The organism is Streptomyces sp. NPDC051576, assembly GCF_040681835.1.
In the GTDB taxonomy this organism is placed as follows: domain Bacteria; phylum Actinomycetota; class Actinomycetes; order Streptomycetales; family Streptomycetaceae; genus Streptomyces.
This window is the reverse complement of record NZ_JBFAZO010000002.1, coordinates 206779-231122: the sequence shown is the minus strand read 5'-3', so window position 1 is coordinate 231122 and position 24344 is coordinate 206779. Positions and strand designations below refer to the sequence as shown.

Genomic DNA, 24344 nt, shown 5'->3' with positions numbered 1-24344 from the left:
ACATGCCCACGCTTGGACAGAACCAGTACGGCAAGGCCGAGAACCGAGTCGTCAGGATCACGCGGGACGGCGCCACCCATCACATCAAGGACCTCAACGTCTCCGTGTCGCTGAGCGGCGACATGGACGAGGTCCACTACTCCGGCTCGAACGCCAACGTGCTGCCGACCGACACCACCAAGAACACGGTGTACGCGTTCGCCAAGGAGCACGGCATCGAGTCCGCCGAGCAGTTCGGCATCCACCTCGCCCGGCACTTCGTGACCTCGCAGGAGCCGATCCACCAGGCCCGCATCCGCATCGAGGAGTACGCCTGGGAGCGCACCACGGGCGGCCACTCCTTCGTCCGCAAGGGCCAGGAGACCCGGGTCACGCAGATCACCTACGACGGTCAGGCCTGGGAGGTCGTGTCGGGCCTGAAGGACCTGGTCGTACTGAACTCGACCGACTCCGAGTTCTGGGGCTACGTCAAGGACAAGTACACGACCCTCCCCGAGGCCTACGACCGCATCCTGGCCACCCAGGTCTCCGCCCGCTGGCGCTTCAACTGGACCGACGACGAGCAGGAGATGCCCGGTTGGGAGGAGTCGTACGAGCAGGTCCGCGGGCACATGCTCCAGGCCTTCGCCGAGACGTACTCGCTCTCGCTCCAGCAGAGCCTGTACCAGATGGGCGCGCGGATCATCGACAACCGCGACGAGATAGACGAGGTCCGCTTCTCCCTGCCCAACAAGCACCATTTCCTTGTGGACCTGGAGCCCTTCGGCCTCAAGAACGACAACGAGGTGTACTTCGCCGCCGACCGGCCCTACGGCCTCATCGAGGCGACCGTCCTGCGGGACGGCTGCGAGCCGAAGATCCCGGTCGACGTCACCAACCTCTGACCCGCCTCCTTTTCCTCCCACACAGTCCACTGAGCGAAGAGGACGCACCCACCATGACAACAGCTCAGCGCATCGTCATCGAGAACTGTTCCATCGCGACCGTCGACGCCGCCGACACCGAGTACGCACACGGGTACGTGGTCGTCGCCGGCAACCGCATCGAGTCGCTCGGCGCGGGCCCGGCGCCCGAGGGCCTGGAGAACGTCGTACGCCGTATCGACGCCTCGGGCCATCTGGTGACCCCCGGCCTGGTCAACACCCACCACCACTTTTACCAGTGGATCACCCGGGGTCTGGCCACCGACCACAACCTCTTCGACTGGCTCGTCGCGCTATACCCGACCTGGGCGCGCATCGACGAGCCGATGGTCAGGGCCGCCGCGCAGGGTTCCCTCGCGATGATGGCCCGTGGTGGCGTGACCACCGCGATGGACCACCACTACGTGTTCCCGAAGGGCTCCGGCGACCTCTCCGGTGCCATCATCGGCGCCGCCCGCGAGATGGGCGTCCGCTTCACGCTGGCCCGGGGCTCCATGGACCGCAGCGAGAAGGACGGCGGACTGCCCCCGGACTTCGCCGTCGAGACCCTCGACGGTGCCCTCGCCGCGACCGAGGCGACGGTACGCGAGCACCACGACGCCTCCTTCGACGCGATGACCCAGGTGGCCGTGGCTCCCTGCTCACCGTTCTCCGTCTCCACCGAACTGCTGCGGCAGGGCGCCGAGTCGGCCCGTCGGCTCGGCGTACGGCTGCACACGCACGGCTCGGAGACGGTCGAGGAGGAGCAGTTCTGCAAGGAGCTGTTCGGCATGGGCCCGACCGACTACTTCGAGTCCACCGGCTGGCTCGGCGAGGACGTGTGGATGGCGCACTGCGTCCACATGAACGACTCCGACATCGCCGCCTTCGCCCGGACGAAGACCGGTGTCGCCCACTGTCCCTCGTCCAACGCCCGGCTCGCGGCCGGTATCGCCCGCGTCCCCGACATGCTCGCCGCCGGCGTCCCGGTCGGCCTCGGCGTCGACGGCACCGCCTCCAACGAGTCCGGCGAACTCCACACCGAACTGCGCAACGCGCTCCTCATCAACCGCCTCGGCGCCCACCGGGAAGCGGCTCTCAACGCCCGCCAGGCCCTGCGCCTCGGGACCTATGGCGGCGCCCAAGTCCTGGGCCGGGCAGCCGAGATCGGCTCCCTGGAGCCGGGCAAGCTGGCCGACCTGGTGCTGTGGAACCTGGACACCCTCGCGCACGCATCGATCGCCGACCCGGTGACCGCGCTGGTCTTCGGCGCCGCGGCCCCCGTCACCGCCTCCTTCGTGAACGGCCGTCAGATCGTCGAGAACAACCGGCTGTTGCGCGTCGACGAGGACGCGATCGCCCGCTCCACGCGGGAGGAGGCTCGGCGGCTGGCACAAATCGCCGCGCAGGGCTGAGCAGTTGAGCAGAAGTTGAAGATCTCCGGTTGAGGGGGACGGCCCTCGACCGGTGGCTGTGGCCGGGGCGCGCATGAACGTGCGCGCCCCGGAACGGCCCTGCCCATTCCCCTTGTTGGGCTCCGTTCCCCCGGTCCCGCACGACCGCGCACCACCTCCTGAAACCCACGTCAGAGCCGACGTGTTACCCGCCCGGAGGAGCCGCCGTGATCACCCACCCCGTCGACGAGAAACTCCCCGCACTCAAGATGGCCACCACGGGCCTGCAACACGTGGCCGCCATGTACGCGGGTGTCGTCGCCCCGCCGCTGATCGTCGGGGCGGCCATCGGCCTCTCCGGCACCGAACTCACCTTCCTCACCGGCGCCTGCCTCTTCACCGCGGGCCTCGCCACCTTCCTGCAGACCCTGGGCATCTGGAAGATCGGCGCCCGACTGCCCTTCGTCAACGGCGTCACCTTCGCCGGCGTGGCCCCGATGACCGCCGTCGTGGCCTCCACCAAGGACAAGTCCGACGCGCTGCCCATCATCTTCGGCGCGGTGATCGTCGCCGGACTCCTCGGCTTCCTCGCCGCCCCCTACTTCAGCAGGGCGGTCCGCTTCTTCCCACCGGTCGTCACCGGCACGGTGATCACCCTCATAGGCCTGTCCCTGCTGCCCGTGGCCTTCGGCTGGGCGCAGGGGCCCGACCCGGCGGCGCACGACTACGGTTCGATGACCAACCTCGGTCTGGCGGCGGCGACGCTCGTCGTCGTTCTGCTCATCCGCCGGTTCACCGACGGCTTCGTCAAACAGATCGCCGTCCTGCTCGGCCTGGTGATCGGCACCCTCGTCGCGATCCCGTTCGGCGCCGCCGACTTCGGCCCGGTGACGGACGCGGACGTGATCGGCTTCCCGACCCCGTTCCACTTCGGCGCACCGCAGTTCCAGCTCGCCGCCATCATGTCGATGATCGTGGTCATGGTCGTCTCGATGACCGAATCCACCGCTGACATGCTGGCGTTGGGCGAGATCGTCGAACGCCCCGCCGACGAGGCGACCATCACCGCGGGCCTGCGCGCCGACACCCTCGGCTCGGCCCTGAGCCCCCTCTTCAACGGCTTCATGTGCAGCGCCTTCGCACAGAACATCGGCCTGGTCGCCATGACCCGCATCCGCAGCCGGTACGTCGTCGCCACCGGCGGCGGCTTCCTCGTCCTGATGGGCCTGTGCCCGATGGCCGCCTCGCTCATCGCCGTCGTACCGCGCCCGGTGCTGGGCGGAGCGGGCGTCGTCCTGTTCGGCTCGGTCGCCGCGAGCGGCATCCAGACGCTCGTCAGGGCGGGCCTGGAGAAGGGCGACAACGTCCTCATCGTGGCGGTCTCCCTGGCCGTCGGCATCATCCCGATCGCGGCGCCGGACCTCTACCACGCGTTCCCGCAGACCGCGAAGATCGTCCTCGACTCGGGGATCTCCACGGGCTGCGTCGCCGCGGTGGCGCTGAACCTGGTCTTCAACCATCTGGGCAGGGCCCGCGAACAGGTCAGGGATACGACCGAAGCCGTACCCCTCGCCGGTCAGCCGATCTCGTAACTGTCCCCGTACACCTTCCACCTGAGCGGTGTGTCCAGGTCGAGGTTGCCCTTCCGCAGAAACACCCGCTGGGCCGTCTCGACCCGGGACACGTCGCTGTGCGCCGCCTCCTGCTTCATCGCCCAGACCCGGGCGTCGAGGAAGGCGTTGAGATACGTCGTCTCGCTGCCGCCGTCGGTAGGCGTGGCCGCGTGCCGGCGGGCCCGGGCGCGGATGCCGCCGAAGGAGACCGGGTCCGTGCCGGGGCCGTGCATCACCATCGCGTCGTAGTAGATGAACTGGCCGAGCGTGCGCACCCCGTCCTTCTTGGCGCGCGCCACGGCCGGATCGAAGTAGCCGCGGTCCCGTTCGTCACGCTGCGCGGTGCGGAACGCGGACGTCTTCGCCGCCTTCCGCCAGGCGGCGGGGAATCCCGGGGCCAGCCCCTTGTGCGAGGCGGTGCCGTTCACGGCGCGCAGCGCGGGCAGATAGCGGGCGAGCGCGTTGCCCGGCGCCCGCTTCGTGTACAGCTCGACGAGCGCCAGCATGTCGCTCGTACCGGAGCAGAACCCGATGATCCCGCCGGTGTAGCCGCGGCCGTCGCCGATGTCCTCGATGTACGCGTACTGCGCCTCCCAGTCCAGCGAGGAGTTCTCCGCGCTCGACACCAGCCGCATCGCGAGATCCTTCTTCGCCGGGGCATCGAGCCCCGCCGCACCCGCCGTCGAGGCCTCGGCGGACGGCCACTGACTCGCGACCGCGGCGGTTCCCAGGGCGGCGAGCAGGGTGCGGCGGGCGGCTTTTCTTCGGAAGATCGGCACGTCGACTCCAAGGCGGGCACGGTACACGGCAACTGTGAAAGGCAGCCGAGACTCGCTCGTCAACTTGGGAAAGCCGTGGGGTGGCGTTAGGAAGTCACTGTGAGTTCCCCTGCGGGGCCCGGCAGGGCATGGCCTCCGGGAGTCGTCCCGTGAAGTACGAGCGGGGCGGGACGCCCATCAGGGCGCGGAAGTCGGACGTCATGTGCGACTGGTCGTAGTAGCCGGTGACGGCGGCGAGTTCGGCCCAGGAGAGTTCGGTGGCGTGGGCCACGACCGCACGGACCCGGTTGATGCGGGCGTAGTGCTTGGGGGAGAGGCCGACCCCCTCGGCGAACAGGTTGCGCAACTGGCGTTCACTGACGGCGAGTTCACGGGCCACGTCGGGCACCGGGCCGGGGAGGTGGCCGGTGCGGATCGACATCGCGTCGACGCCGGCCCGTACGAGTCCGGTGCGGGAGGAGTCCGCCGCGGTGGCCAGCCGCTCGGGGAGCACCTCCGCGAGCCGGGCCACCGCCGCCTCGGACTCCAAGTCCCGTATCTCGACGGCCAGTTGCCGGGCGGCCCGACCCGGCAGGTCGCCCAGGGGCACGGCCCGGCCGACGAGGTCGAGCGCCGGAACACCCAGCAACGGCCGCGTCGTGCCCGGCGCCAGCCGCAACTCCACGCAGGACACGAGGAGTTTGGCCGCGTGGTAGGTGGCCCGGACCCGCGGTCCGACGACGAGAACGCTGCGGCGGCCGTTCCCCTCGACGCGCACGACCAGCTTCGTGTCCGCGTCCGGGAGGTGGACGAACGGCTCCATCGGGAGGCTGCTCACGCTCAGTTCGGCGATGCGCGTGATCCAGGGGCGCAGTCCGTCCGGCAGGGTCAGCTCCTGTTCGGACACGTCGGCGTTGGTCACCCCTCCACGGTAAGCGCGCCGCCGGGCCGTACCCGCCCCCGGAACGTGCCGGAATTTCCTAGAGCCGAGGCCCCTTCCCCGCCCACCGTTGTGGTCATGATCCTAGTGACGGGTGCCACGGGCACCATCGGCAGTGAAGTCGTACGACAGCTCGTGGCGCGCGGTGAGAAGGTGCGCGCCCTGACCCGGGACCCCGAACAGGCCCGTGTCCCCTCGGGAGTCGAGACGGCGCGGGGCCACCACGCCGACCGGACTTCCGTGGACGCGGCGCTGACCGACGTCGAAGTCGCCTTCCTGGTGGGCGTGTTCGGGCCCGACGACGCGGAGAACGACCGGGGCCTGGTCGCGGCGGCACGGGCCGCCGGAGTGCGCCGGATCGTGAAGCTCTCCGGAATCGGCACCGGCGACCCGGCCGTGGGGCCGGTCGGCACCTGGCACATGGCCGGTGAACAGGCCGTGCGGGACAGCGGGTTGGAGTGGACGATCCTGCGTCCTTCGGCCTTCGCCTCCAACACACTGGGCTGGGCGGCATCCGTCCGGACGGGCAGCGCGATCCCGAACACGAGTGGCACCGGCGGCCAAGGAGTGGTCGACCCGCGTGACGTGTCCGAGGTGGCGGTGGCCGCCCTGCTCGACGCCGGCCACACGGGGCGGACGTACACCCTGACCGGCCCGGAGGTGCTCAGCGTGCCGGACCAGGCCGCCGTCCTTGCCGGGGTGCTTGAGCACCCGGTCGAGGTGCGGGACCTGTCCAAGGCCGAGGCGCGTGAGTATCTGCTCGGGCTCGGTTTCAGCGACACGTTCATCGACGCCTCCGAGATCAGCAGGGCGTACGTCAGGGGCGGCGGCAACGAGGTCGTCACCGATGACGTACCGGAGGTACTGGGGCGCCCGGCGCGGACCTACCGGGAGTGGGCCGAGGGCCACAAGGAGATGTTCGCGGAGGCCTGACGCGGGCGTCAGTCGCGGCTCCGCAGTGCCGTCGCCGCCAGGACCAGTGCACCCGCCGCGATCAACGCTCCGGTACGGAACGCGAGTTGGTACCCCGCCGCAGTGGACGGTATCAACTCCGCGCCCCGGTCGAGCAGCCCCTCGGTCCGCCCCGCCGCCAGTGTCGACAGCACCGCAAGACCCAGCGAACCCCCCACCACCTGCGTGGTGTTGAAGAGCCCGGAGGCCAGTCCCGCGTCCTCCTCCCGTGCCCCCGACATGGCGAGCCCGGTCAGCGCGGGCATCGCGGCGGCGAACCCGGTGGCCAGCAGGAGCAGGGGCGGCAGGACGTCGGTGACGTAGGAGCCGTCGGCCGGGGCGCGGCCCAGCAGGGCCATCCCGGCGACGATGAGGACCAGTCCGGCCAGCAGTACCCGATAGGCGCCGAAGCGGCCGATGGTCCGTGCCGACAGGCCCAGCATCAGGACGCCGATCACGACCGGCGCGGGCAGGAACGCCGTACCGGTGAGCAACTCGCTGAAGCCCAGCACGCGTTGGACGTACAGCGCGCCGATGAACTGGAAGCCGAACATCGCGCCGATCATCAGGATCTGCACGGCGTTCGCCCCGGTCAGGAGGCGGGAGCGGAACAGTCTCAGGCGCAGCAGCGGGCGGGCGGCCCGGGCCTGGCGGACGGTGAACGCCGTGAACAGGGCCAGGGCGAGTGCGGCCAGGGACAGAGTGGTGGTGAGTGGGCGGTCGCCGGTGCCGACGATGACGTAGACCGTGAGCATCAGTGCTCCGGTGATCAGCGCGGCTCCGGGATAGTCGGCACCTCCGCCGAGCCCGGCGCCCTGCTCGGGGGCGAGGACGCGGACGGCGGCGAGCCAGGCCACGATCCCGATCGGCAGGTTGATCAGGAAGATCCAGTGCCAGCCGAGGGCCTGGGTCAGCGCCCCGCCGAGAAACGTGCCGAGCGCACCGCCCCCGGCGCCGACCGCGCTGAACACCGCGATGGCGCGGGCCTGTTCACGCGGCTCGGGGAAGAGGGACACCAACATTCCCAGGACGACCGCCGAGGCCATCGCCCCGCCGACGCCCTGCACGGCCCGGGCCGCGATCAGAGTGCCCTGTCCGGTCGAGATCCCGCACAGCACGGACGCGGCGGTGAACACGGCCAGTCCCGCCGTGAACATCCGCTTGCGGCCCACCAGATCGCCCAGCCGGCCGACAAGGAGGAGCAGTCCGCCGAAGGGGATCAGATAGGCGTTGACGACCCAGGCGAGCCCCGGCCCCGAGAAGCCGAGGTCGCTCCGGATCGCCGGCATGGCGACCGTGACGATGTTGCCGTCCAGGATCGTCATCAGCGTTCCCGCGCACAGGACGGCCAGGGACGCCCAGCGGGAGTACGTTCGTCCCAGCTCTCGCGGCGGCGACTCGGAAAGGTCGCAAAGGGTGGGCATGGCCGGTGACCTCCAGGGTTCTCCGTTGGGCGCATAGGCGCACGACTTGTAACGGGGACCATCGTGGGGAACCATGGAGGCCGTCGTAAGGAGGCACTTGGATGTCCCAGGGGAACACCGGTGTTACCGCCCAGGTCGTGAACGCGCACGCCTGTCCGGTCCGTGAGGTTCTTGACAGGGTCGCCGGCAAATGGAGCGTGCAGATCCTGGTCGCCGCGGCCCACGGACCCATCCGCTTCACCGAGTTGGAGCGCGGCATCGAGGGCATCAGCCGCCGCATGCTCACCCTCACCCTGCGCAACCTGGAGCGCGACGGACTCATCACCCGCACCGTGTATCCGACGGTGCCACCGAAGGTCGAGTACGAACTCACCCCGGTGGCCGAGGAGTTGCACGAGACGTTGCTACGGCTGACGGACTGGGCCGAACGCAACCGGGTGCACATCGCCGAGTCCCGCGCGGCCTATGACATGGAGCGCGGGGTGGAGTAGGCCGCCGGTCAGAGTCCGAACAGGCCCGGGTCCGTGGTCAACTGCTCGAAGAACTCACGGGGGTTGGCGATGAGCCGGCGCTTTTCGAGGTCCAGGAGGCCGCCGACCGACGCGACCTCCGCGGAGACCGTGCCGTCCGTCTTGGTGATCGTCTGCAGGATCCGGAACGTCTTGCCCTCGCCCCACTCGAACGTACAGTTCACCTCGACCTCGTCACCCGCGCGCAGTTCGCGCAGATAGCGGATGGTCGTCTCCAGGGCGACGGGCCCGATCCGCTGGGCGAGCAACTCGGCCTGGCCCACCCCCGCCGCTTGCAACAGGGTCCAGCGGGCATGCTCCGCGTACTGCAGATACACGCTCTGATTGAGGTGCCCCTGGCTGTCGGTCTCGTATCCGCGGACGGTCACCGGGACGGAAAACGGCTCGCTCACTGCGTTCCCTTCTCGCACTGACGCACGATCTGCCCGACCGATCTTGGCATGTCCCTCAGGTCCGCCGCGGCGAGGCCAGCAGATAACTCGCCGCCGTACGCGGCTCCTTGTGCTCGCTCACCTGCCAGCCCGCCCGCTCCAGGGTCCCCGCGCAGGCACGCAACGACTCCTCGTCCGGAGTACGCACGGCGACCGCCTCCGGCTGCGGGGTCGTACGCACCCGGTAGCCCTCCGTGTCCCGTCCGGCGGGCCGGTGCCCGGCCGCCTCCAGGGCGAGCGCGGCGGCCCGCACCAGATGCGTACGCTCCCAGCCGCACGGCCGGTCCACGGAACCGTCCGGATTGGTCATCCGGCGCAGCTCCAGCAGCCCCTGCCAGGCGCTGTGCACCTCACGGGTGCGGGCCGGACCGGCGTCCGGCAGGTCCTCGCCGCCGATCCGGGCGGTGAACACCCCGGCGCTCGCGGGGGCTTCCGCGGCGGGCTCGAGAACCTCCGGCGCGGACTCCCGTATGCGATGCCCCGCCGGCGTCAGGAAGTGGTCGTGCGGTGGGCGCGGGTGCCGGAACGCGAGCCCCCGCGTCACGAGCGCGGCGAGCTGCGCATCCGTACCCCGCAGCCGCCCGGTGACCGGGTCGGCGGCGTCGATGACACGCCGCTGCGCGGCGGTCGGCGGTCGTGTCACGGCGTGCTCCTCCCGACGAGTCGATGCTGAGCCGACGGCTGGTCGACGGCTGTGGGACGGCTCATTCGAAGGCTACGACGGAGGTCTGACATTCCACGCGGCGATCACCGGCCGGCCGTGCTCCGTGCCCAGTCGGCACAGCGTCCCCGTCGCGAGCTGGAACAGCGCCCCGTCCGACGCGGGCAGCCCGAGCCGCCGGGCGGTGAGGACCCGTAGGAAATGGCCGTGCGCCACCAGGACGACCACGCCCTCGGTGTTCGCGAGCGCCGCGTCCACCTTGGCCAGCACGCGGTCCGCGCGCTCACCCACCTGCTCCGCGCTCTCCCCGGGATGCTCGGGCGGCCCGGGCGCGACCCCGTCGGTGAACAGGAACCAGCCCGGCCGGGTGCGCTGGATCTCGACGGTCGTGATCCCCTCGTAGCCGCCGTAGTCCCACTCCCGCAGATCCACGTCGATCCGTGCGTCCGACAGGCCGATCAGCTCGGCGGTCTCCCGCGCCCGCTGCAGGGGGCTGACGAAGGCGGCGCCGACCCGGTGCGAGCGGATCAGCGGCACCAGGCCGCGGGCCTCCTCGCGCCCCTTCTCGGTCAGCGGGACATCGGTCCAGCCGGTGTGCCGCCCCGACCGGGACCATTCGGTCTCTCCGTGCCGTACGAGGAAAAGATCACCCATACCTCACAGGCTATGGGCCCAGTGCTCCAGCGTCGCGAAATCGGCCGCCCGCAGACCCCGGCGCGGGTCCACCTTGAGCAGCAGCGCCGATCCGTCGTGGTGCTCCTCGACGTGCCGTACGTCCAGGTCGGTGACCAGGTCGTCGACCCAGACGAAGGGGCGCCCGGCCGCCCAGGCCACGATCTGCCGGGTCTTCCAGTAGAGGCCGTCCGGGTCCTTGGCGAACAGGTCGGTGAACTCGATCACCGGCAGGTCGCCGGGCAGCCCGATGACCGGCGCGATCATCTCGTTGGCCTGGTGCATCCAGGTGGTGGCCCAGGCGAGCTCGTACGGCAGCGCGCGTATCCGCTCCCCGTGCCCGGGGTGCAGCCGCACCCGCAGGCCGCGCCGCAGCCGCCGGGAGCCCGGCGCCTGCCGGGCCGACCAGTTCGCCGGCCACAGCCGGTGGGTGACATAGCCGCGATGGCGCAGGAACCGGGCGCCGTACGGGTTGAGGGGGCCGTCGACGTCGAGGAGCAGCAGGGGTCGGTCGGTCATGTCATTGGCGATACCCGCCGAGGAACCGTCCGATCCGCCCGATGGCCGCCTCCAGGTCGTCCGCGTACGGCAGCGTGAGGATGCGGAAGTGGTCGGGGGTGGGCCAGTTGAAGCCGGTGCCCTGGACCACCTGGATCTTCTCCCGGAGCAGCAGGTCCAGGACGAACTTCTCGTCGTCGTGGATCCTGTGCACCTTGGGGTCGAGCCGGGGGAACGCGTACAGCGCGCCCTTCGGCTTCACGCAGGACACCCCGGGGATCTCGTTGAGCTTCTCCCACACCACGTCGCGCTGTTCGTACAGCCGGCCGCCGGGCACGGTCAGGTCGCGGATGGACTGCCGGCCGCCGAGCGCGGCCTGGATGGCGTACTGCGCGGGCGCGTTGGGGCACAGCCGCATGGAGGCCAGCATCGTCAGGCCCTCCAGGTAGCTCTTCGCGTGCTGCTTGGGGCCGGTCACCACCAGCCAGCCCGAGCGGAAGCCGGCCACCCGGTACGTCTTCGACAGGCCGCAGAAGGTGAGGACGACCAGGTCGGGGGCGAGCGCGGCGGCCGAGTGGTGCACGGCGTCGTCATAGAGGATCTGGTCGTAGATCTCGTCGGCGAAGACCAACAGGCCGTGCCGGCGGGCGAGGTCGAGGATGCCCTCGACGATCTCCTTGGGGTAGACCGCGCCGGTGGGGTTGTTCGGGTTGATGATGACGACGGCCCTGGTGCGGTCGGTGATCTTCGCCGCCATGTCCTCCAAGTCCGGGTACCAGTCGGCCTGTTCGTCGCAGAGGTAGTGCACCGCCTTGCCGCCGCCGAGGGTGGTCACCGCCGTCCAGAGCGGGAAGTCCGGGGCGGGGATCAGGATTTCGTCGCCGTCCTCCAGCAGCGCCTGTACGGCCATGGAGACCAGCTCGGAGACGCCGTTCCCGAGGAACACGTCGTCGACGTCGACCTCCAGGCCCAGGGTCTGGTAGCGCTGGGCGACCGCGCGGCGGGCGGAGAGGATGCCGCGCGAGTCCGTGTAGCCGTGCGCCTGGGGGAGCATCCGGATCATGTCCTGGATGATCTCCTCGGGCGCCTCGAAGCCGAAGAGCGCGGGGTTGCCGGTGTTCAGGCGCAGGACGCTGTGGCCTGCCTCCTCCAGCGCGTTGGCGTGCTCGATCACCGGGCCGCGGATCTCGTAACAGACCTCGCTGAGCTTGCTCGACTGCCGGAACTCCATTGCGCCCTCGCCCCTTCGGGTTCGTGTGTTGCTTGGTTTTACCAAGTGTGAGCTTGGAAAGTCCAACAACATGTCTAGACTGCGTCGCATGTCACCTCGCCGAAGCTACGACCAGTACTGTTCCGCGGCCCGGGCGCTCGACCTCGTCGGCGACCGCTGGACCCTGCTGATCGTCCGCGAACTCCTCGCCGGCCCGCGCCGCTACACGGATCTGCACGCCGATCTGCCGGGTGTCAGCACGGATGTACTCGCCTCACGGCTGAAGGACATGGAGCGGGATGGGCTGACGACACGGCGGCGACTGCCTCCCCCCGGCGCCGCCTACGTCTACGAACTCACCGGCCGGGGGCGGGAGTTGCTCCCAGTCCTTCAGGCCCTCGGCACCTGGGGCGCGCCCGAGCTGGGGGAGCGGCGGCCGACCGACGCGGTGCGCGCCCACTGGTTCGCGCTGCCGCTGCTGCGCGCGCTGGAAGGCGAGGGGCTCGTCGAAGTCCGCCTGGAGGAGGGGGAGTTCCACCTCAGGGTGGGGGAGGGGGAGGAGGGTGCGGTCTACGGGGAGGGGCCCGCTCCTGTCGAGCCCGATGCCCGGCTGGTGCTCGGTGTAGAGACGTGCACGGCCGTCGCCCAGGGGGAGTTGAGCGTTGCCGAGGGGGTGCGCGCCGGACGCATCGAGGTGAGCGGTGACGGCACGCTCGCGAAGGCGCTGCGGGAGGCGTGAGACTGGGCCCCTCATGACAGAAGGCCCGCCGGGGGCGGGCCTTCTGAGGGAACGTCACATGCCGGGTGGCGTCACATGCCGGGCGGCGTCGCGCGCCGGGGCCGTCCCGACCCGCGCGTCAGCGCGTATCCGCCGATCCCCGCGAGCGCGGCCAGTACACCGCCCACGCCGGTCCACACCCAGCGGTCGGACCACCAGCCGGACGACCAGCCGCCGTCGGGCTCGATGCTCGACAGCGCGGCCGACGTGGACGACGAACTGTCCTCGTCCGAGGTCGACTTGACCGCGATCCCCGGCGTCAGCGGCTGTGCCAGCGAACCGTCCACCGCCGCCGCACCGCCGATGTCCTTGGAGTCCACCCGCACCTCGGTGCTGACCGGCTGGCCCAGGTCCGAGGACTGGAGGTCCACGACCGTCAGCCGTACGTAGTACGTGCCCGGCAGCGGGTCGTTGGCCCAGGTCTCCGACCAGGCACGGACGGTACGCAGCGTGCAGGCCAGGTCCAGGGAGGTCGCGTCCTGCGCGGCGGTGCGCGTCGCGGCCCCGTACTGGCAGGCCTGGCGGCGCCGCAGCCCGTCGTACACGTCGAGCTGCCAGGTCTCCCCGGCGTGCGTGTCCGGCAGCTTCACCGTCGCCTTGACGGTGGGGCGCTGCCCGGCGTCCGCGGCGAACGACCAGTACAGGTAGTCACCCGTGGAGCCGCTCGCGGTGGCCTGCTGACCCTGGTCCAGCTCCGTCGCCGTACGGAAGGAGGTGCCCGCCTGGGTGGGCGCCGAGCCGTCGTCGGAGGGGCTCGCGGACGGGGACGAGTCCGCCGCCGCGGGTGCCGCGGCCAGCCCGGCCATGAGCAGGGCGGTGCTCAACACACGTGTGATCCGCATCAGTTGGTCCTCCAGACCGCGACCCGCCAGCGTGACACCCAGCCCCAGAGCAGACCCGCCACGAAGCCGGTCAGCACCAGTGCGCCGAGGAGCCACCAGCCGCGGCCGAGGCCGAAGGAGGCCACGTCGCTCGCCTTGCTGGGCGCGTCCACGACGTCCACGGTCAGTTCGAGGGGAAGGCCGGGCGTGGTCTTCACCCCGGAGGCCGCCGAGAAGGAGTTGGTGACCTGGAGACACACGGTCTCGGCCGGGGCGTTGTCGTCGTCGCTCTCGGCCTTCGGGTAGCGCAGCCCGGTCGAGACGACATCGGTACGTCCGTTGCCGGTGCCCTCGCCGCGCACGATCTCACGGCCGTGCACGGTGACCGCCCGCAGCAACACCCCGTAGTCCGGGTTCACTTCGCGGTCCGCGCCCACGCTCACCGAAGTACGCAGTTCCTGACCGGGGTTGACGTCCACCTTGTACCAGCGCTGCTTGCCGAACTCCTCCCGGTCCGTGTACAGACCGGACTTGAGGGTCGGGGCGCTGGAGCACTGGCTCGCGCCCTCGGTGGCGACCGGAGTGGCCACCGGGTCGGCGGCCCGGTCCACCAACTGGCCCACCCGGTCGGAGAGTTCCTCCTTGTGCTGCACCGAGGTGTACGTCCCGCCGGTCGCGTCCGCGATGCAGCTGAGCTGGTCGCGGGTCTTGGCGTCCGGCACCAGACCCAGCGTGTCGATGGTCAGGCCGACGCCCTTGGCCGCGATCTCGCGGGCCACCTCGCACGGGTCCAGCGGCTGGCAGGTGTCCTCGCCGTCGCTGATCAGGACGATACGGCGGGTGCCGTCACCGCCGTCGAGGTCGTCGGCGGCCTTCAGCAGCGCGGGCCCGATCGGCGTCCAGCCGGTGGGCGTGAGCGTCGCGACCGCGGTCTTGGCCTCGGTGCGGTCCAGGGTGCCCACCGGGTAGAGCTGCGCGGTGTCCTTGCAGCCCGTCTTGCGGTCGTCGCCGTGGTAGTTGGCGCCCAACGTGCGGATGCCTAGCTGCACTTCCTCGGGTGTCGCGTCGAGCACCTCGTTGAACGCCTGCTTCGCCGCGGCCATCCGGGAGCCGCCGTCGATGTCCTTGGCGCTCATGGAACCGCTGACGTCCAGCACGAGTTCGACCTTGGGGGAGGCCGCGGAGTCCGTCTCGTCGGCGACCGCTCCGGCCGGGAAGGCGACCCCGGCCGTGAGGGTGGCGAGCAGGGCGCAGATCCCCGCCGCCAGCCGTTGTCTTGTGATCATCGCCGGATCCTATTGATCAGATGGACCGGGCTCCAAAACGAGCGGGTTGGGCAGCGCGGTCCACTGGTCCCCGGGCAGCTCCGGCGACAGCCGCATCAGTGTCAACGCCTTGGTCGGCAGCGGCTGTTCGAGCAGGGCGACCAGGTCCGGCGTCCGCGGCAGATCCGGTACGACGGCCGCCAGCGCCGCCCTGAGTGCCGTACCCGAACCCGCCGCGTCCGCGAGCGCGCCCGCGACCAGCGAGCCGAACAGCTTGCGGCGCAGGGTCACTTCGTCGTCCGTGACGATACGGCCGCTCAGCTCCGGCACCGGGATCCCGTGCCGGGCAAGGCGCTTCGGGCTCACCCTGATGTCGGCGAGATCGCGGTAGACCAGGCGTACCGGGGAACCCGTCCCATCGAGCACCACCAGCAGGTTCTGACCGTGGGCCTCAAGGGCCACACCGGACTCCAGCAGACGCAGACCGACGACGAGGGCCAGGCGCGTGAACTCGGCCAGCCAGGCGGGCGATCGGGGCAGGCCGGTGGCCGCGAGGGCGGCCACCGGCAGGACCCGCTCGCCCGCTTCCGTGTCCGCGTACGTCTGCGGCGACTCCCGCAGCACGGCGGCGAGATCGGGTGAGTCGGCGGTGGCGGCGCCCAGCGTGCGGGTGACGTGCAACAGGCCCTCCGAGCGCGCGGCCAGGGTCTCCCCGAACGACGACAGCACCGCCGACAGGCCGATCGAGTAGACCGAGATGTCCCGCACCGAGGACGTCAGCCGGGCGCTCAGCGCGGTCTTGACATGGGTGCCGTCTGCCAGGGCCAGCGTGCGCAGCGACATCAGCGGACGCGCGTCCACCGGACCGTCCCCCGCCCGCTTCAGCACATGGGCCGCCTGCCAGGGGTGCACCGGGATCAACAGCCGTCCCGCGTCCCGCAGTTCGTCCGGCCAGTCGCCGGTCAGCAGACACTCGTCCGCCCGCACCGGCACCGAACCGAGCGCCACCACCGGCCGGTGCTCGGGCCCGTACGCGAGCTGCTCGGCCACCGAGAACCCGGGCCGGGAACGGCAGTTTGGGTGGAAGGGATGCCCGTCGACGATCCGCTGCTCCCACTCCCAGTCATGTGTCGGCCACTCGTCCGTGGGGGCGGGCTGGTTGGCCCGCGAGAGCGCCAACGAGGCCACGCTGTGCCCGAGTTCGGCCGCGAAGGCGGTCCCGTGCGGTACGGCGAGGTCGGCCATCAGCCGCGCCGGATCGTCGTAGGCAGCGCCGTCGAGGTGGACGACGGTGACGTACGCGTGGGTCGCGTACGGATCGGCGGGCGGGCCGTGCAGGGTCCGCCCGTCGGAGAGCCGTAGCGACAGGCCCGGCGCCCGGCCGGTGATCCATGGCAGCGGCTCATGGGCGAGCGCCCGCCACAGCCGGGTGAGCACCGCTGCCCGGGCGCCGGGCAGCTCGGCCGCGTACCGTTGCAGGAGGTCGGGCCGTACGGCGGCGAGTTCCTCGGCGACCTCGGCCTCGGGGTTCGGGGGACGGTCCACGGTCGACTCCTCGGGTGCGGACGGGGCGTCAGGGTCGGTGACGACGAGAGACATACTGATCGCGATCGCAGGACACGGACTTGGGGAACGAATGGATCGCGTCGACTTCACACCCCCGGGCGACGACGGGGACGACGTGGCGGAACGCGCCGACGCGTACGCGGCCGCGCCCCTGCTCAACTGTCTGCTCCGGGAGGTGGCCCTGCCGCTCTCCGAGGCGGGGGAGCGGCGGGTGTACCGGCTGCCGGGAAGCGATCGGCTGCTACGGGTGCGCGGCGAACGGCGGCCCGCCGGTCCCGAGGTGTACGCGGGCGGCGACTGGCAGCCCGTCGACCACGCCGAACTCGTGAAACTCGTCGCCGAGGAACTGACCCGGCACACCGGCGTCTCCAACCACGAACTCCCCGCCGAGATGACGGACAGCCGCGACGCGGTCGCCGCGCTGCTCACCGCGCGCGAGCGCACACCGGCGCCCGACGACCCGTATCTCCGCTCCGAACAGTCCTTGATCACCGGCCATCCCTACCACCCCGCGCCCAAGGCACGCGGCGGCGGCCCCGTCGCGGGCTGGCTGCCCTACGCCCCGGAGGCGTACGCCCGTTTCCCGCTGGTGCTGCTGGGGCTGCGCGAGGACGCGGTCGTGGAGGAGGGCGACACCTCGGCCCTGGACGCCCTCGCCCCGGCCCCGCCCGGGTACCGGCTGCTGCCCGCCCACCCCTGGCAGCTCGACCTCGTGGGCGACGACCTCGCGGGCGCCTTCGCGGACGGGCGACTGATCCGGCTCGGCACCACCGCGACCGAGGTGTGGCCGACGGCCGCGATCCGCACGGTGTACCTTCCCGACCTCCCGTCCGGGGACGACCTGTTCGTGAAGTTCAGCCTCGACGTCCGCATCACCAACGACGTACGCCGGCTCTGGCGCCACGACCTGCTGAAACTCCGGCGCACCGACACCGCCGCCCGGGACGCCTTCGCCGCGATGGGCGGCCCGGCGGCCTGGCTCGCCGACCGCGGGTACCGCACCGCCGACTTCGCCTTCGAGGAACTCGCCGTCCTCGTCCGTGACGGCCTGCGCGACCACGTCCTGCCCGGCACGACCCCGCTGCTCGCCGCGGGCCTGGTCGAGGGCTTCGAGGGCAACCCGCTCGACGCCACGGCCGACCCGGTGGCCTGGTGGGAGGCGTATCTGCGCCAGGTCGTACCGCCCGCGCTCGCCGCCTACGCCGACCACGGCGTCGTACTCGAAGCGCATCTTCAGAACACCCTGGTCGCCGTCGACGCGGACGGGACGCCCGCGCAGGCGCTGTACCGGGACGCGGAGGGCGTGAAGCTGCTGACCGACGTGGAGCGGGCCGCCGGGTGGGAGCGGCTGGTGTACTGCCTGGTCGTCAACCACCTCGTCGAGATCGCCGGAGTCCTCGCCGAGCGCCACCTCGGCCTGGACCCGTGGCCCGCCGTCCGCGCCGAACTGGCCCGCCGGACCGACCTCCCCGAGATCGCCGCGCTCCTCGCCTCGCCCACCCTGCCCGGCAAGACCAACCTGCTGCTGCGCTGGACCGGGGCGGACGGCGCGGACGCCCGCTATCTGCCGGTGCCGAACCCGCTCGCGGGGTGAAGGGGAACCGTTCCGGACCCGGTGACGTCATGAGCGGAACATCTAGACTGGTGGCCGGAATTGGGGAGCCTCGCGGCTGATCAAGGCCGCTCGACGGCGACGGGGGCCGGAGAGGTGGGACGGGGGAGTCATGAAGCCGCTCCAAGCGGGTGATCCAGCCTCCGTCGGGGAGGGCAGATACCGGCTGGTCGGACGGCTCGGCCAAGGCGGGATGGGGGTTGTCTACTTCGGCCGGTCGCGGTCGGGGCGGGCGGTGGCCGTCAAGGTCGTACGGCCCGAACTGAGCACGGAACCGGGCTTCCGGCGCAGGTTCGCGGACGAGGTCGCCGCGGCCCGCCGCGTCGGTGGGTTCCACACCGCGCCGGTAGTGGACGCCGATCCGGAGGGCGAGCCGGCCTGGCTGGTGACGGCGTACGTACCCGGACCCACTCTTCAGGTCCTGCTCGACCAGGTGGGCCCCCTTCCGGTGGGTACCCTCACCGTCCTGGCCGCCGGTCTCGCCGAGGCGCTGGCCGCGATCCACCAGGCCGGGGTCATCCACCGCGACCTGAAGCCCGCCAACATCATCGTCGCGGAGGACGGCCCCCGGGTCATCGACTTCGGCATCGCCCGAGCCCTCGACGGAACGGCCCTCACTCAGACCGGCTTCCAGATCGGCACCCTCGGCTTCCTCTCCCCGGAACAACTCACCGGCGGCACGCTCACGCCGGCCGTCGACCTGTTCGCCCTTGGCGTGGTCCTCTGCCAGGCGGCGGGCAGCGCCCCCTTCGGCGAGGGCGGCTCGCCCGCGTGGCCCTACCGGGTTGTCCACGAACAGCCGGATCTCACGGGCGTGCCTGGGCGGTTGCGGGGGCTGGTCGCGGCTTGTCTGGCCAAGGATCCGCGTGATCGGCCTGGGCCGTTGGAACTTCTTGATCACCTTACGGTCGAGCGGCTGTCGGATGTTTGGTTGCCTGCGGAGGCTACGGCGCTGGTACGGAGCCAGGTCTCGGGGGCGTACTTCGCGGCGGGGGAACGCTCGGCGGGGGCGCCTGCTGATCCGCGTACGGGGCTTTCCGCGCCGCGGGGTGGTGGGGAGGGGGTGTTCGGGGGCGCTGATCCGGGGCGGGGGGTGTCGGGTGGGCCTGTGGTTGAGGGGTGGCCGGGTGCGGGTGTTGATCGCGGGCCGGTGTCTTCGGGTGAGCCGGTCGTTGGGGAGGGGTTGGGCGGGGCTGTTGATGCCGGCCGGGGAGCGTCGGGTGAGCCTGTGGTTGGGGGTCGGACGGGCGGGGCTGCCGATCCCGAGGCGGTGTCATCGGGTGAGCCGGCGTTCGGGGGTGCTGATCTGGGGCCGGGGGTGGCTGCTGGTCCTCTAGTCGGAGGCCGGTCGGGTGCGACTGTCGATCCGGAGGCGGTGTCCTCGGGTGAGTCGGTGGTCGGCGAGTGGTCGGGTGCTGCTGTTGATCCGGGGCGGGGGATTTCCGCTGGGCCGGAGGTTGGGGCGCGGCCGGGAGCGGGTGTTGATCGGGGGCCGGTGGCGTCGGGTGAGTCGGTGGTCGGACAGGGGCCGATCGGGGCTGTCGATCCGGGGCAGGTGTCCGCTGGGCCGGAGGTCGGGGAGTGGCCGGCCACGGCTGCCGATCGAGGGCCGGTGTCGTCGAGTGAGCCGGTGGTCGGCGAGTGGTCGGGTGCTGCTGTTGATCCGGGGCGGGGGATTTCCGCTGGGCCGGAGGTCGGGGAGTGGCCGGCCACGGCTGCCGATCGAGGGCCGGTGTCGTCGAGTGAGCCGGTGGCCGGCGAGTGGTCGGGTGCCGCTGTTGATCCGGGACGGGTGGGGTCCACTGGGCCGGTAGTCGGGGACCGGTCGGGCGAGGTTGTCGGCCCGGGGGCGGTGGTGTCGGGTGAGTCGGCGTTCGGGGACCGGCCTGCCACGGCTGTCGATCGGGAGCCGGTGGTCTCCGGTGAACCTGTGGTCGGGGAGCGGCCGGTCACCGCTGTCGATCGGGAGCCGGTGGTGTCGAGTGAGCCCGTGATCGGGGCGTGGTCGGTTTCCGCTGCCGACCAGGACCTGCGGCCCAGGGTGCCCGGCCTGCCGACCGTCGACGCGTGGCCGCCGGTGGCACCCGCCCCGCCGACGCCTGCCGATGAGCCGGCCGTGACCTCCCATCCCCGGACCGTCCGGTCGTTGCCGAACCCCGGTTTCGGGCCTGCGCCGGACTACTCTCGCGCCCCCGTCCCGCCGCACGGTGGCTCCGGGCCGGTAGGCGGTGCCGGACCTACGAACGGCGGGCCGGCCCGGCGACGGCGCCGTGGGACCGTCGCCGTAGCGGCGCTGCTGGTCGCGGCTGCCACCGCAGGGGTGCTGGTGTGGCATCCCTGGACCGGTTCCGGCGGGGACGACACCGGCGCCGGTGCTGGGGCGTCCTCGTCCTCGCCCCCGCGGTCGACGCCCGCCGCGTTTCCGAACGCCCCGCTGCTGGTGCGGATGGACACGGACCCCGGGTCGTCGACGTGTCACAGCGTGATCGGTCGGCGGGACTCCACCACGGACGACCCGAAGCAGCTCATCGACGGGACCTGTGACGCGCTGCCGCAGTGGTCTCCGGACCACAAGTCGTTCGCGTTCACCCGCAAGACCGCGCAGGGGTCGGCCGTGTGGACGGCGAACGCGGACGGCTCCGGTGTCCGGCGGATCGCCGCGATCTCGGGCGGCCGGGTCTCCTGGTCGCCGGACGGGAAGCGGCTGGCCGTGCTGCGCCGGGACGACGACGGCGTGCAGCAACTGTTCGTCGTGACCGTCTCGGACGGCTCCGCGCAGCAAGTGACCACCGGTTCCGCGAAGGTGGAGGACCCGGCGTGGTCCCCCGACGGCAAGCACATCGCCGTGTGCATCCAGAAGACGTCCGGCTGGCAGATCCACGTCGTCGATCCGTCGCGGCCGGGCGCGGAACCCCGGCAGGTGACCCACCAGTCCCGGCGGGCGCTCGACCCCGTCTGGTCCCCGGACGGCCGCTCCTTCGCCTACACGGCGGGGGCACCTGGCATCGCGACAGGCGGAGACATCCACATCGTGAAGGCGGACGGCACCGACGACAGGACTCTCGTGCAGACGGCCGCCCAGGAGATGGACCCGGTCTGGTCACCGCACGGCACGTGGGTGGCGTACGTCCGAGGGCCCTTCGACCAGCCGGCGATCTGGGCCGTCCGCGCGGACGGCACGGGCGCCCGCAGGCTCACCACCGGCAGCATCCCGGAGGGCCACCCCTCCTGGCGCTGAACCGCGCCGCCGCGCCCGGCACGCCCGATCACTATGCTCACGGCATGAGAGAGGTCACGGCCACCCGCTACGTGGAGCCCCTGAGGTCGGGCGGTTCCGTTCCCGGCGTCGTCGAGGCCGACGACCTCGGCACGTACGTGGTGAAGTTCACCGGCTCCGCGCAGGGCCGCAAGGCGCTGGTCGCCGAGGTGATCGTCGGGGAACTGGCCCGCGCCCTCGGACTGCGCTTCCCCGAGCTGGTGCTGGTGCACTTCGACCCGGAGATCGCCGACGCGGAGCCCCACCAGGAGGTAAGGGACCTGCACAGCGCGAGCGCGGGCCTGAACCTCGGCATGGACTATCTGCCGGGCGCCCGGGACTTCACCCCGGAGGTCGCCGCGCGCTGCACGGTCGACCCGCTGGAGGCCGGGAAGATCATCTGGCTCGACGCGCTGACCGTGAACGTCGACCGGACGATCCACAGCTCCAACCTGATGATCTGGCCCACCCTCGGCATCGCACCCCCGCGCCTGTGGCTCATCGACCACGGCGCCGCCCTCGTCTTCCACCACCGCTGGGACGGCTCGGACCCCGCCAAGTCCTACGACTTCCGCCATCACGCCCTCGGCCGCTACACCCCGGACACCCACGCCGCCGATGCCGAACTGGCCCCCCGGGTGACCGAGGAACTCCTGCGCGGCATCGCCGCCGAGGTGCCGGACGCCTGGCTGGTCGGCGAGCCGGGCCTCGCGACCCCCGACGCCGTCCGGGAGGCGTACGTCGCCTACCTCCACGCACGCGTGCGGGCCTCCGCGGCCTGGCTGCCCACCGACTTCCCTAGCAGGGAGGAACTCGCCGCCGAGGAGGCCCGGCGCGCGGCGAAGACACAACAGGGCCGCCCGAGTTGGCTCAAGCGGGTCCCCGACCTGCACGGCAGACCGGCGGCCGAACAGGATTGGTCGGTGCACCTCGGATGACAGAAGTCCCCGCTGTCCCCGCTATACCCACGGAGAACCGCGTACAGATCGAGTACTGCACCCAGTGCCGCTGGCTGCCGCGCGCGGCCTGGCTGGCGCAGGAACTCCTCACCACCTTCGAGACCGAGCTGACGGAACTGTCCCTGAAGCCCGGCACCGGCGGCGTCTTCGTCGTCAGCGTCAACGACGAGGTGGTCTGGGACCGCCGCGAACAGGGCTTCCCGGAGCCCACGGCCGTGAAGCAGCTCATACGCGACCGAGTGGCCCCGGACAAGTCCCTGGGCCACTCGGAGAGATGAGCCTTACCGCCGCTTCTCAGCCCCTGAGCTGCTCGTAGGCGGGCAGCGTCAGGAAGTCCGCGTAGTCGTCGTCGAGTGCGACCTCCAGGAGCAGGTCGTGGGCCTGCTGCCAGTGGCCCGTGGCGAAGGCGTCCGCACCGATCTCCGCGCGGATGTCGGCCAGTTCCTCGGCGGCGATCCTGCGCGCCAACTCAGGCGTGGCCTTCTCGCCGTTCTCGAACTCGACACCTGCGTTGATCCACTGCCAGATCTGCGACCGCGAGATCTCGGCGGTGGCCGCGTCCTCCATCAGGTTGAAGATGGCGACCGCGCCGAGTCCGCGCAGCCATGCCTCGATGTAACGGATGCCCACCTGAACGGCGTTGACGAGACCCGGGTACGTCGGCTTCGCGTGCAGCGAGTCCACGGCGATCAGATCGGCGGCCTTGACGTCGACGTCCTCGCGCAGCCGGTCCTTCTGGTTCGGCTTCTCGCCGAGCACCGCGTCGAAGGAGGCCATGGCGATCGGCACCAGGTCCGGGTGGGCCACCCACGAGCCGTCGAAACCGTCGCCCGCCTCACGGTCCTTGTCCGCCTTGACCTTCTCGAAGGCGACCTTGTTGACCTCCTCGTCACGGCGGGATGGGATGAAGGCGGCCATGCCGCCGATCGCGTGCGCCCCGCGCTTGTGGCAGGTGCGGACGAGGAGTTCGGTGTACGCCCGCATGAACGGGGCTGTCATCGTCACCGCGTTGCGGTCCGGGAGGACGAACCTGGGCCCGCCGTCACGGAAGTTCTTCACGATGGAGAACAGGTAGTCCCAGCGGCCCGCGTTCAACCCCGAGGCGTGGTCGCGGAGTTCGTAGAGGATCTCCTCCATCTCGTACGCGGCGGTGATCGTCTCGATCAGCACGGTCGCGCGGACGGTGCCCTGCGGGATGCCGACGTAGTCCTGCGCGAAGACGAACACGTCGTTCCACAGGCGGGCTTCGAGATGCGACTCGGTCTTCGGGAGGTAGAAGTACGGGCCCTTGCCGAGGTCGAGCAGCCGCCGCGCGTTGTGGAAGAAGTACAGCCCGAAGTCGACGAAGGCGCCGGGTACTTGCTCACCGTCCACCAGGAGGTGACGCTCGTTCAGATGCCAGCCGCGCGGCCGCATCACGACGGTCGCCAGCTCGTCCTCGGCCTTCAGGGCGTACGACTTGCCGGAGCCCGGGTCGGTGAAGTCGATGCGGCGGGAGTAGGCGTCGATCAGATTGAGCTGGCCCGTGACGACGTTCTCCCACGTCGGCGCCGAAGCGTCCTCGAAATCCGCGAGCCAGATCTTCGCACCCGAGTTGAGGGCGTTGATCGTCATCTTGCGGTCGGTGGGGCCGGTGATCTCGACCCGCCGGTCGTTCAGGGCGGCGGGGGAGGGGGCCACCTTCCAGGAGTCGTCCGCGCGGATCGCGGCGGTCTCCGGGAGGAAGTCGAGGGTGGAGGTACGGGCGATCTCCGCGCGGCGCTCGGCCCGGCGGGCGAGGAGTCCGGCCCGGCGGGGCGTGAACCGGCGGTGCAGTTCGGCCACGAAGGCGAGGGCCTCCTCCGTGAGGACCTCCTCCTGCCGGGACAGGGGTTCGGCGTCGACGACGACCGGCGAGGACGGCGCTGGTGCGGACATGAACTGTCACTTCCTTCAGCGAGCGTGGCACCGGGTGCCAGGTGACCCGGGTAGGGCTGGGAGCACCCGCGGGGCCGTCGGGCGCTTCTGAACAGTGGATACTAGTTTCCTCATTGTGGAAGTTCAATGGTTTGTTGACGTCGAGATTCTCCGGATCGAGCCAAAGTGGCGCGCAGTGCCACCCCG

General features: G+C 71.1%; 22 protein-coding genes and 1 pseudogene. 11 read left to right on the top strand and 12 right to left on the bottom strand.

The features are described from left to right. The first annotated feature begins 2 nt into the window (after positions 1-2). From pucL to AB0M63_RS06955, 3 genes are all read left to right on the top strand, one after another. Positions 3-884, top strand: a complete 882-nt coding sequence (pucL, locus tag AB0M63_RS06965) for a factor-independent urate hydroxylase (protein ID WP_355907072.1) — start codon at positions 3-5, stop codon at positions 882-884. Between the two features lie 53 nt (positions 885-937). Further along, a complete protein-coding gene (locus tag AB0M63_RS06960) occupies positions 938-2317 on the top strand; it encodes an 8-oxoguanine deaminase (RefSeq protein WP_366018671.1) in 1380 nt (459 codons plus the stop codon). Between the two features lie 206 nt (positions 2318-2523). After that, complete coding sequence (locus AB0M63_RS06955; RefSeq protein ID WP_366018670.1) at positions 2524-3888, top strand: nucleobase:cation symporter-2 family protein; 1365 nt, start codon at positions 2524-2526, stop codon at positions 3886-3888. Here the strand turns inward: AB0M63_RS06955 and AB0M63_RS06950 are convergent. Further along, positions 3873-4688, bottom strand: coding sequence for a chitosanase (locus AB0M63_RS06950; RefSeq protein ID WP_366018669.1), 816 nt, complete (start codon positions 4686-4688; stop codon positions 3873-3875). The genes AB0M63_RS06955 and AB0M63_RS06950 overlap by 16 nt on opposite strands. 94 nt (positions 4689-4782) lie before the next feature. Next, positions 4783-5589 carry a helix-turn-helix domain-containing protein gene (locus AB0M63_RS06945; protein WP_366018668.1) on the bottom strand — a complete coding sequence of 269 codons (807 nt, stop codon included), beginning with the start codon at positions 5587-5589 and terminating at the stop codon, positions 4783-4785. 96 nt (positions 5590-5685) lie between these two features. On the opposite strand from AB0M63_RS06945, the gene AB0M63_RS06940 reads away from it, so the two are divergent. After that, entirely contained in the window at positions 5686-6540 is an 855-nt protein-coding gene (locus AB0M63_RS06940; RefSeq protein ID WP_366018667.1) for an NAD(P)H-binding protein, read from the top strand. A gap of 8 nt (positions 6541-6548) precedes the next feature. Here AB0M63_RS06940 and AB0M63_RS06935 read toward each other — a convergent pair whose 3' ends face one another. Next, positions 6549-7982, bottom strand: coding sequence for an MFS transporter (locus tag AB0M63_RS06935; protein WP_366018666.1), 1434 nt, complete (start codon positions 7980-7982; stop codon positions 6549-6551). Positions 7983-8083: 101 nt separating this feature from the next. Between AB0M63_RS06935 and AB0M63_RS06930 the strand changes: the two genes are divergently transcribed. Further along, complete coding sequence (locus AB0M63_RS06930; protein WP_366018665.1) at positions 8084-8473, top strand: helix-turn-helix domain-containing protein; 390 nt, start codon at positions 8084-8086, stop codon at positions 8471-8473. 8 nt (positions 8474-8481) lie between these two features. Here the strand turns inward: AB0M63_RS06930 and AB0M63_RS06925 are convergent, their stop codons facing one another. From AB0M63_RS06925 to AB0M63_RS06905, 5 genes are all read right to left on the bottom strand, one after another. Continuing rightward, positions 8482-8904 (bottom strand): thioesterase family protein, encoded by a 423-nt coding sequence (locus AB0M63_RS06925; RefSeq protein ID WP_355907047.1) that lies wholly within the window; start codon positions 8902-8904, stop codon positions 8482-8484. A 55-nt stretch (positions 8905-8959) separates the two neighbouring features. Continuing rightward, positions 8960-9586: a hypothetical protein gene (locus AB0M63_RS06920; protein WP_366018664.1), complete on the bottom strand. Its 627-nt coding sequence runs from the start codon at positions 9584-9586 to the stop codon at positions 8960-8962. Between the two features lie 72 nt (positions 9587-9658). After that, on the bottom strand, positions 9659-10258 hold the full coding sequence (locus tag AB0M63_RS06915) for a histidine phosphatase family protein (protein WP_355907041.1): 600 nt from the start codon (positions 10256-10258) through the stop codon (positions 9659-9661). Positions 10259-10261: 3 nt separating this feature from the next. After that, the gene (locus tag AB0M63_RS06910; RefSeq protein WP_355907038.1) at positions 10262-10795 is read right to left on the bottom strand and encodes an HAD domain-containing protein; all 534 of its coding nucleotides are present in this window, start codon (positions 10793-10795) and stop codon (positions 10262-10264) included. A 1-nt stretch (position 10796) separates the two neighbouring features. Beyond that, positions 10797-12005 carry a pyridoxal phosphate-dependent aminotransferase gene (locus AB0M63_RS06905; RefSeq protein ID WP_366018663.1) on the bottom strand — a complete coding sequence of 403 codons (1209 nt, stop codon included), beginning with the start codon at positions 12003-12005 and terminating at the stop codon, positions 10797-10799. Positions 12006-12093: 88 nt separating this feature from the next. Between AB0M63_RS06905 and AB0M63_RS06900 the strand changes: the two genes are divergently transcribed. Beyond that, positions 12094-12723, top strand: coding sequence for a helix-turn-helix domain-containing protein (locus AB0M63_RS06900; protein WP_366018662.1), 630 nt, complete (start codon positions 12094-12096; stop codon positions 12721-12723). Positions 12724-12794: 71 nt separating this feature from the next. On the opposite strand, the gene AB0M63_RS06895 is transcribed toward AB0M63_RS06900, so the two are convergent. The 3 genes from AB0M63_RS06895 to AB0M63_RS06885 are packed head-to-tail and all read right to left on the bottom strand — an operon-like array spanning position 12795 to position 16393. Beyond that, the gene (locus AB0M63_RS06895; RefSeq protein WP_366018661.1) at positions 12795-13604 is read right to left on the bottom strand and encodes a hypothetical protein; all 810 of its coding nucleotides are present in this window, start codon (positions 13602-13604) and stop codon (positions 12795-12797) included. Beyond that, positions 13604-14869 carry a VWA domain-containing protein gene (locus tag AB0M63_RS06890; RefSeq protein ID WP_366018660.1) on the bottom strand — a complete coding sequence of 422 codons (1266 nt, stop codon included), beginning with the start codon at positions 14867-14869 and terminating at the stop codon, positions 13604-13606. The genes AB0M63_RS06895 and AB0M63_RS06890 overlap by 1 nt, the downstream gene beginning before the upstream one ends. A 9-nt stretch (positions 14870-14878) precedes the next feature. Beyond that, entirely contained in the window at positions 14879-16393 is a 1515-nt protein-coding gene (locus AB0M63_RS06885) for an IucA/IucC family siderophore biosynthesis protein (protein ID WP_366018659.1), read from the bottom strand. A gap of 91 nt (positions 16394-16484) precedes the next feature. Here AB0M63_RS06885 and AB0M63_RS06880 point away from each other — a divergent pair, with 91 nt between their 5' ends. The 5 genes and pseudogenes from AB0M63_RS06880 to AB0M63_RS06860 all read left to right on the top strand — a co-directional run bounded on the left by AB0M63_RS06880 (position 16485) and on the right by AB0M63_RS06860 (position 22519). Then, complete coding sequence (locus AB0M63_RS06880; RefSeq protein WP_366018658.1) at positions 16485-18008, top strand: IucA/IucC family protein; 1524 nt, start codon at positions 16485-16487, stop codon at positions 18006-18008. A 130-nt stretch (positions 18009-18138) separates the two neighbouring features. Further along, a pseudogene (locus AB0M63_RS06875) lies at positions 18139-18867 on the top strand (serine/threonine-protein kinase); the annotation flags it as partial. 1275 nt (positions 18868-20142) lie between these two features. Beyond that, on the top strand, positions 20143-21264 hold the full coding sequence (locus AB0M63_RS06870) for a hypothetical protein (protein WP_366019005.1): 1122 nt from the start codon (positions 20143-20145) through the stop codon (positions 21262-21264). A gap of 44 nt (positions 21265-21308) precedes the next feature. After that, positions 21309-22220, top strand: a complete 912-nt coding sequence (locus AB0M63_RS06865; protein ID WP_366018657.1) for a HipA family kinase — start codon at positions 21309-21311, stop codon at positions 22218-22220. Further along, positions 22217-22519: a SelT/SelW/SelH family protein gene (locus AB0M63_RS06860; RefSeq protein ID WP_355907011.1), complete on the top strand. Its 303-nt coding sequence runs from the start codon at positions 22217-22219 to the stop codon at positions 22517-22519. Before AB0M63_RS06865 ends, AB0M63_RS06860 begins: the two co-directional genes overlap by 4 nt. A gap of 16 nt (positions 22520-22535) precedes the next feature. Here AB0M63_RS06860 and aceB read toward each other — a convergent pair whose 3' ends face one another. Continuing rightward, positions 22536-24158: a malate synthase A gene (gene aceB / locus AB0M63_RS06855; protein WP_366018656.1), complete on the bottom strand. Its 1623-nt coding sequence runs from the start codon at positions 24156-24158 to the stop codon at positions 22536-22538. Between the last annotated feature and the right edge of the window lie 186 nt (positions 24159-24344).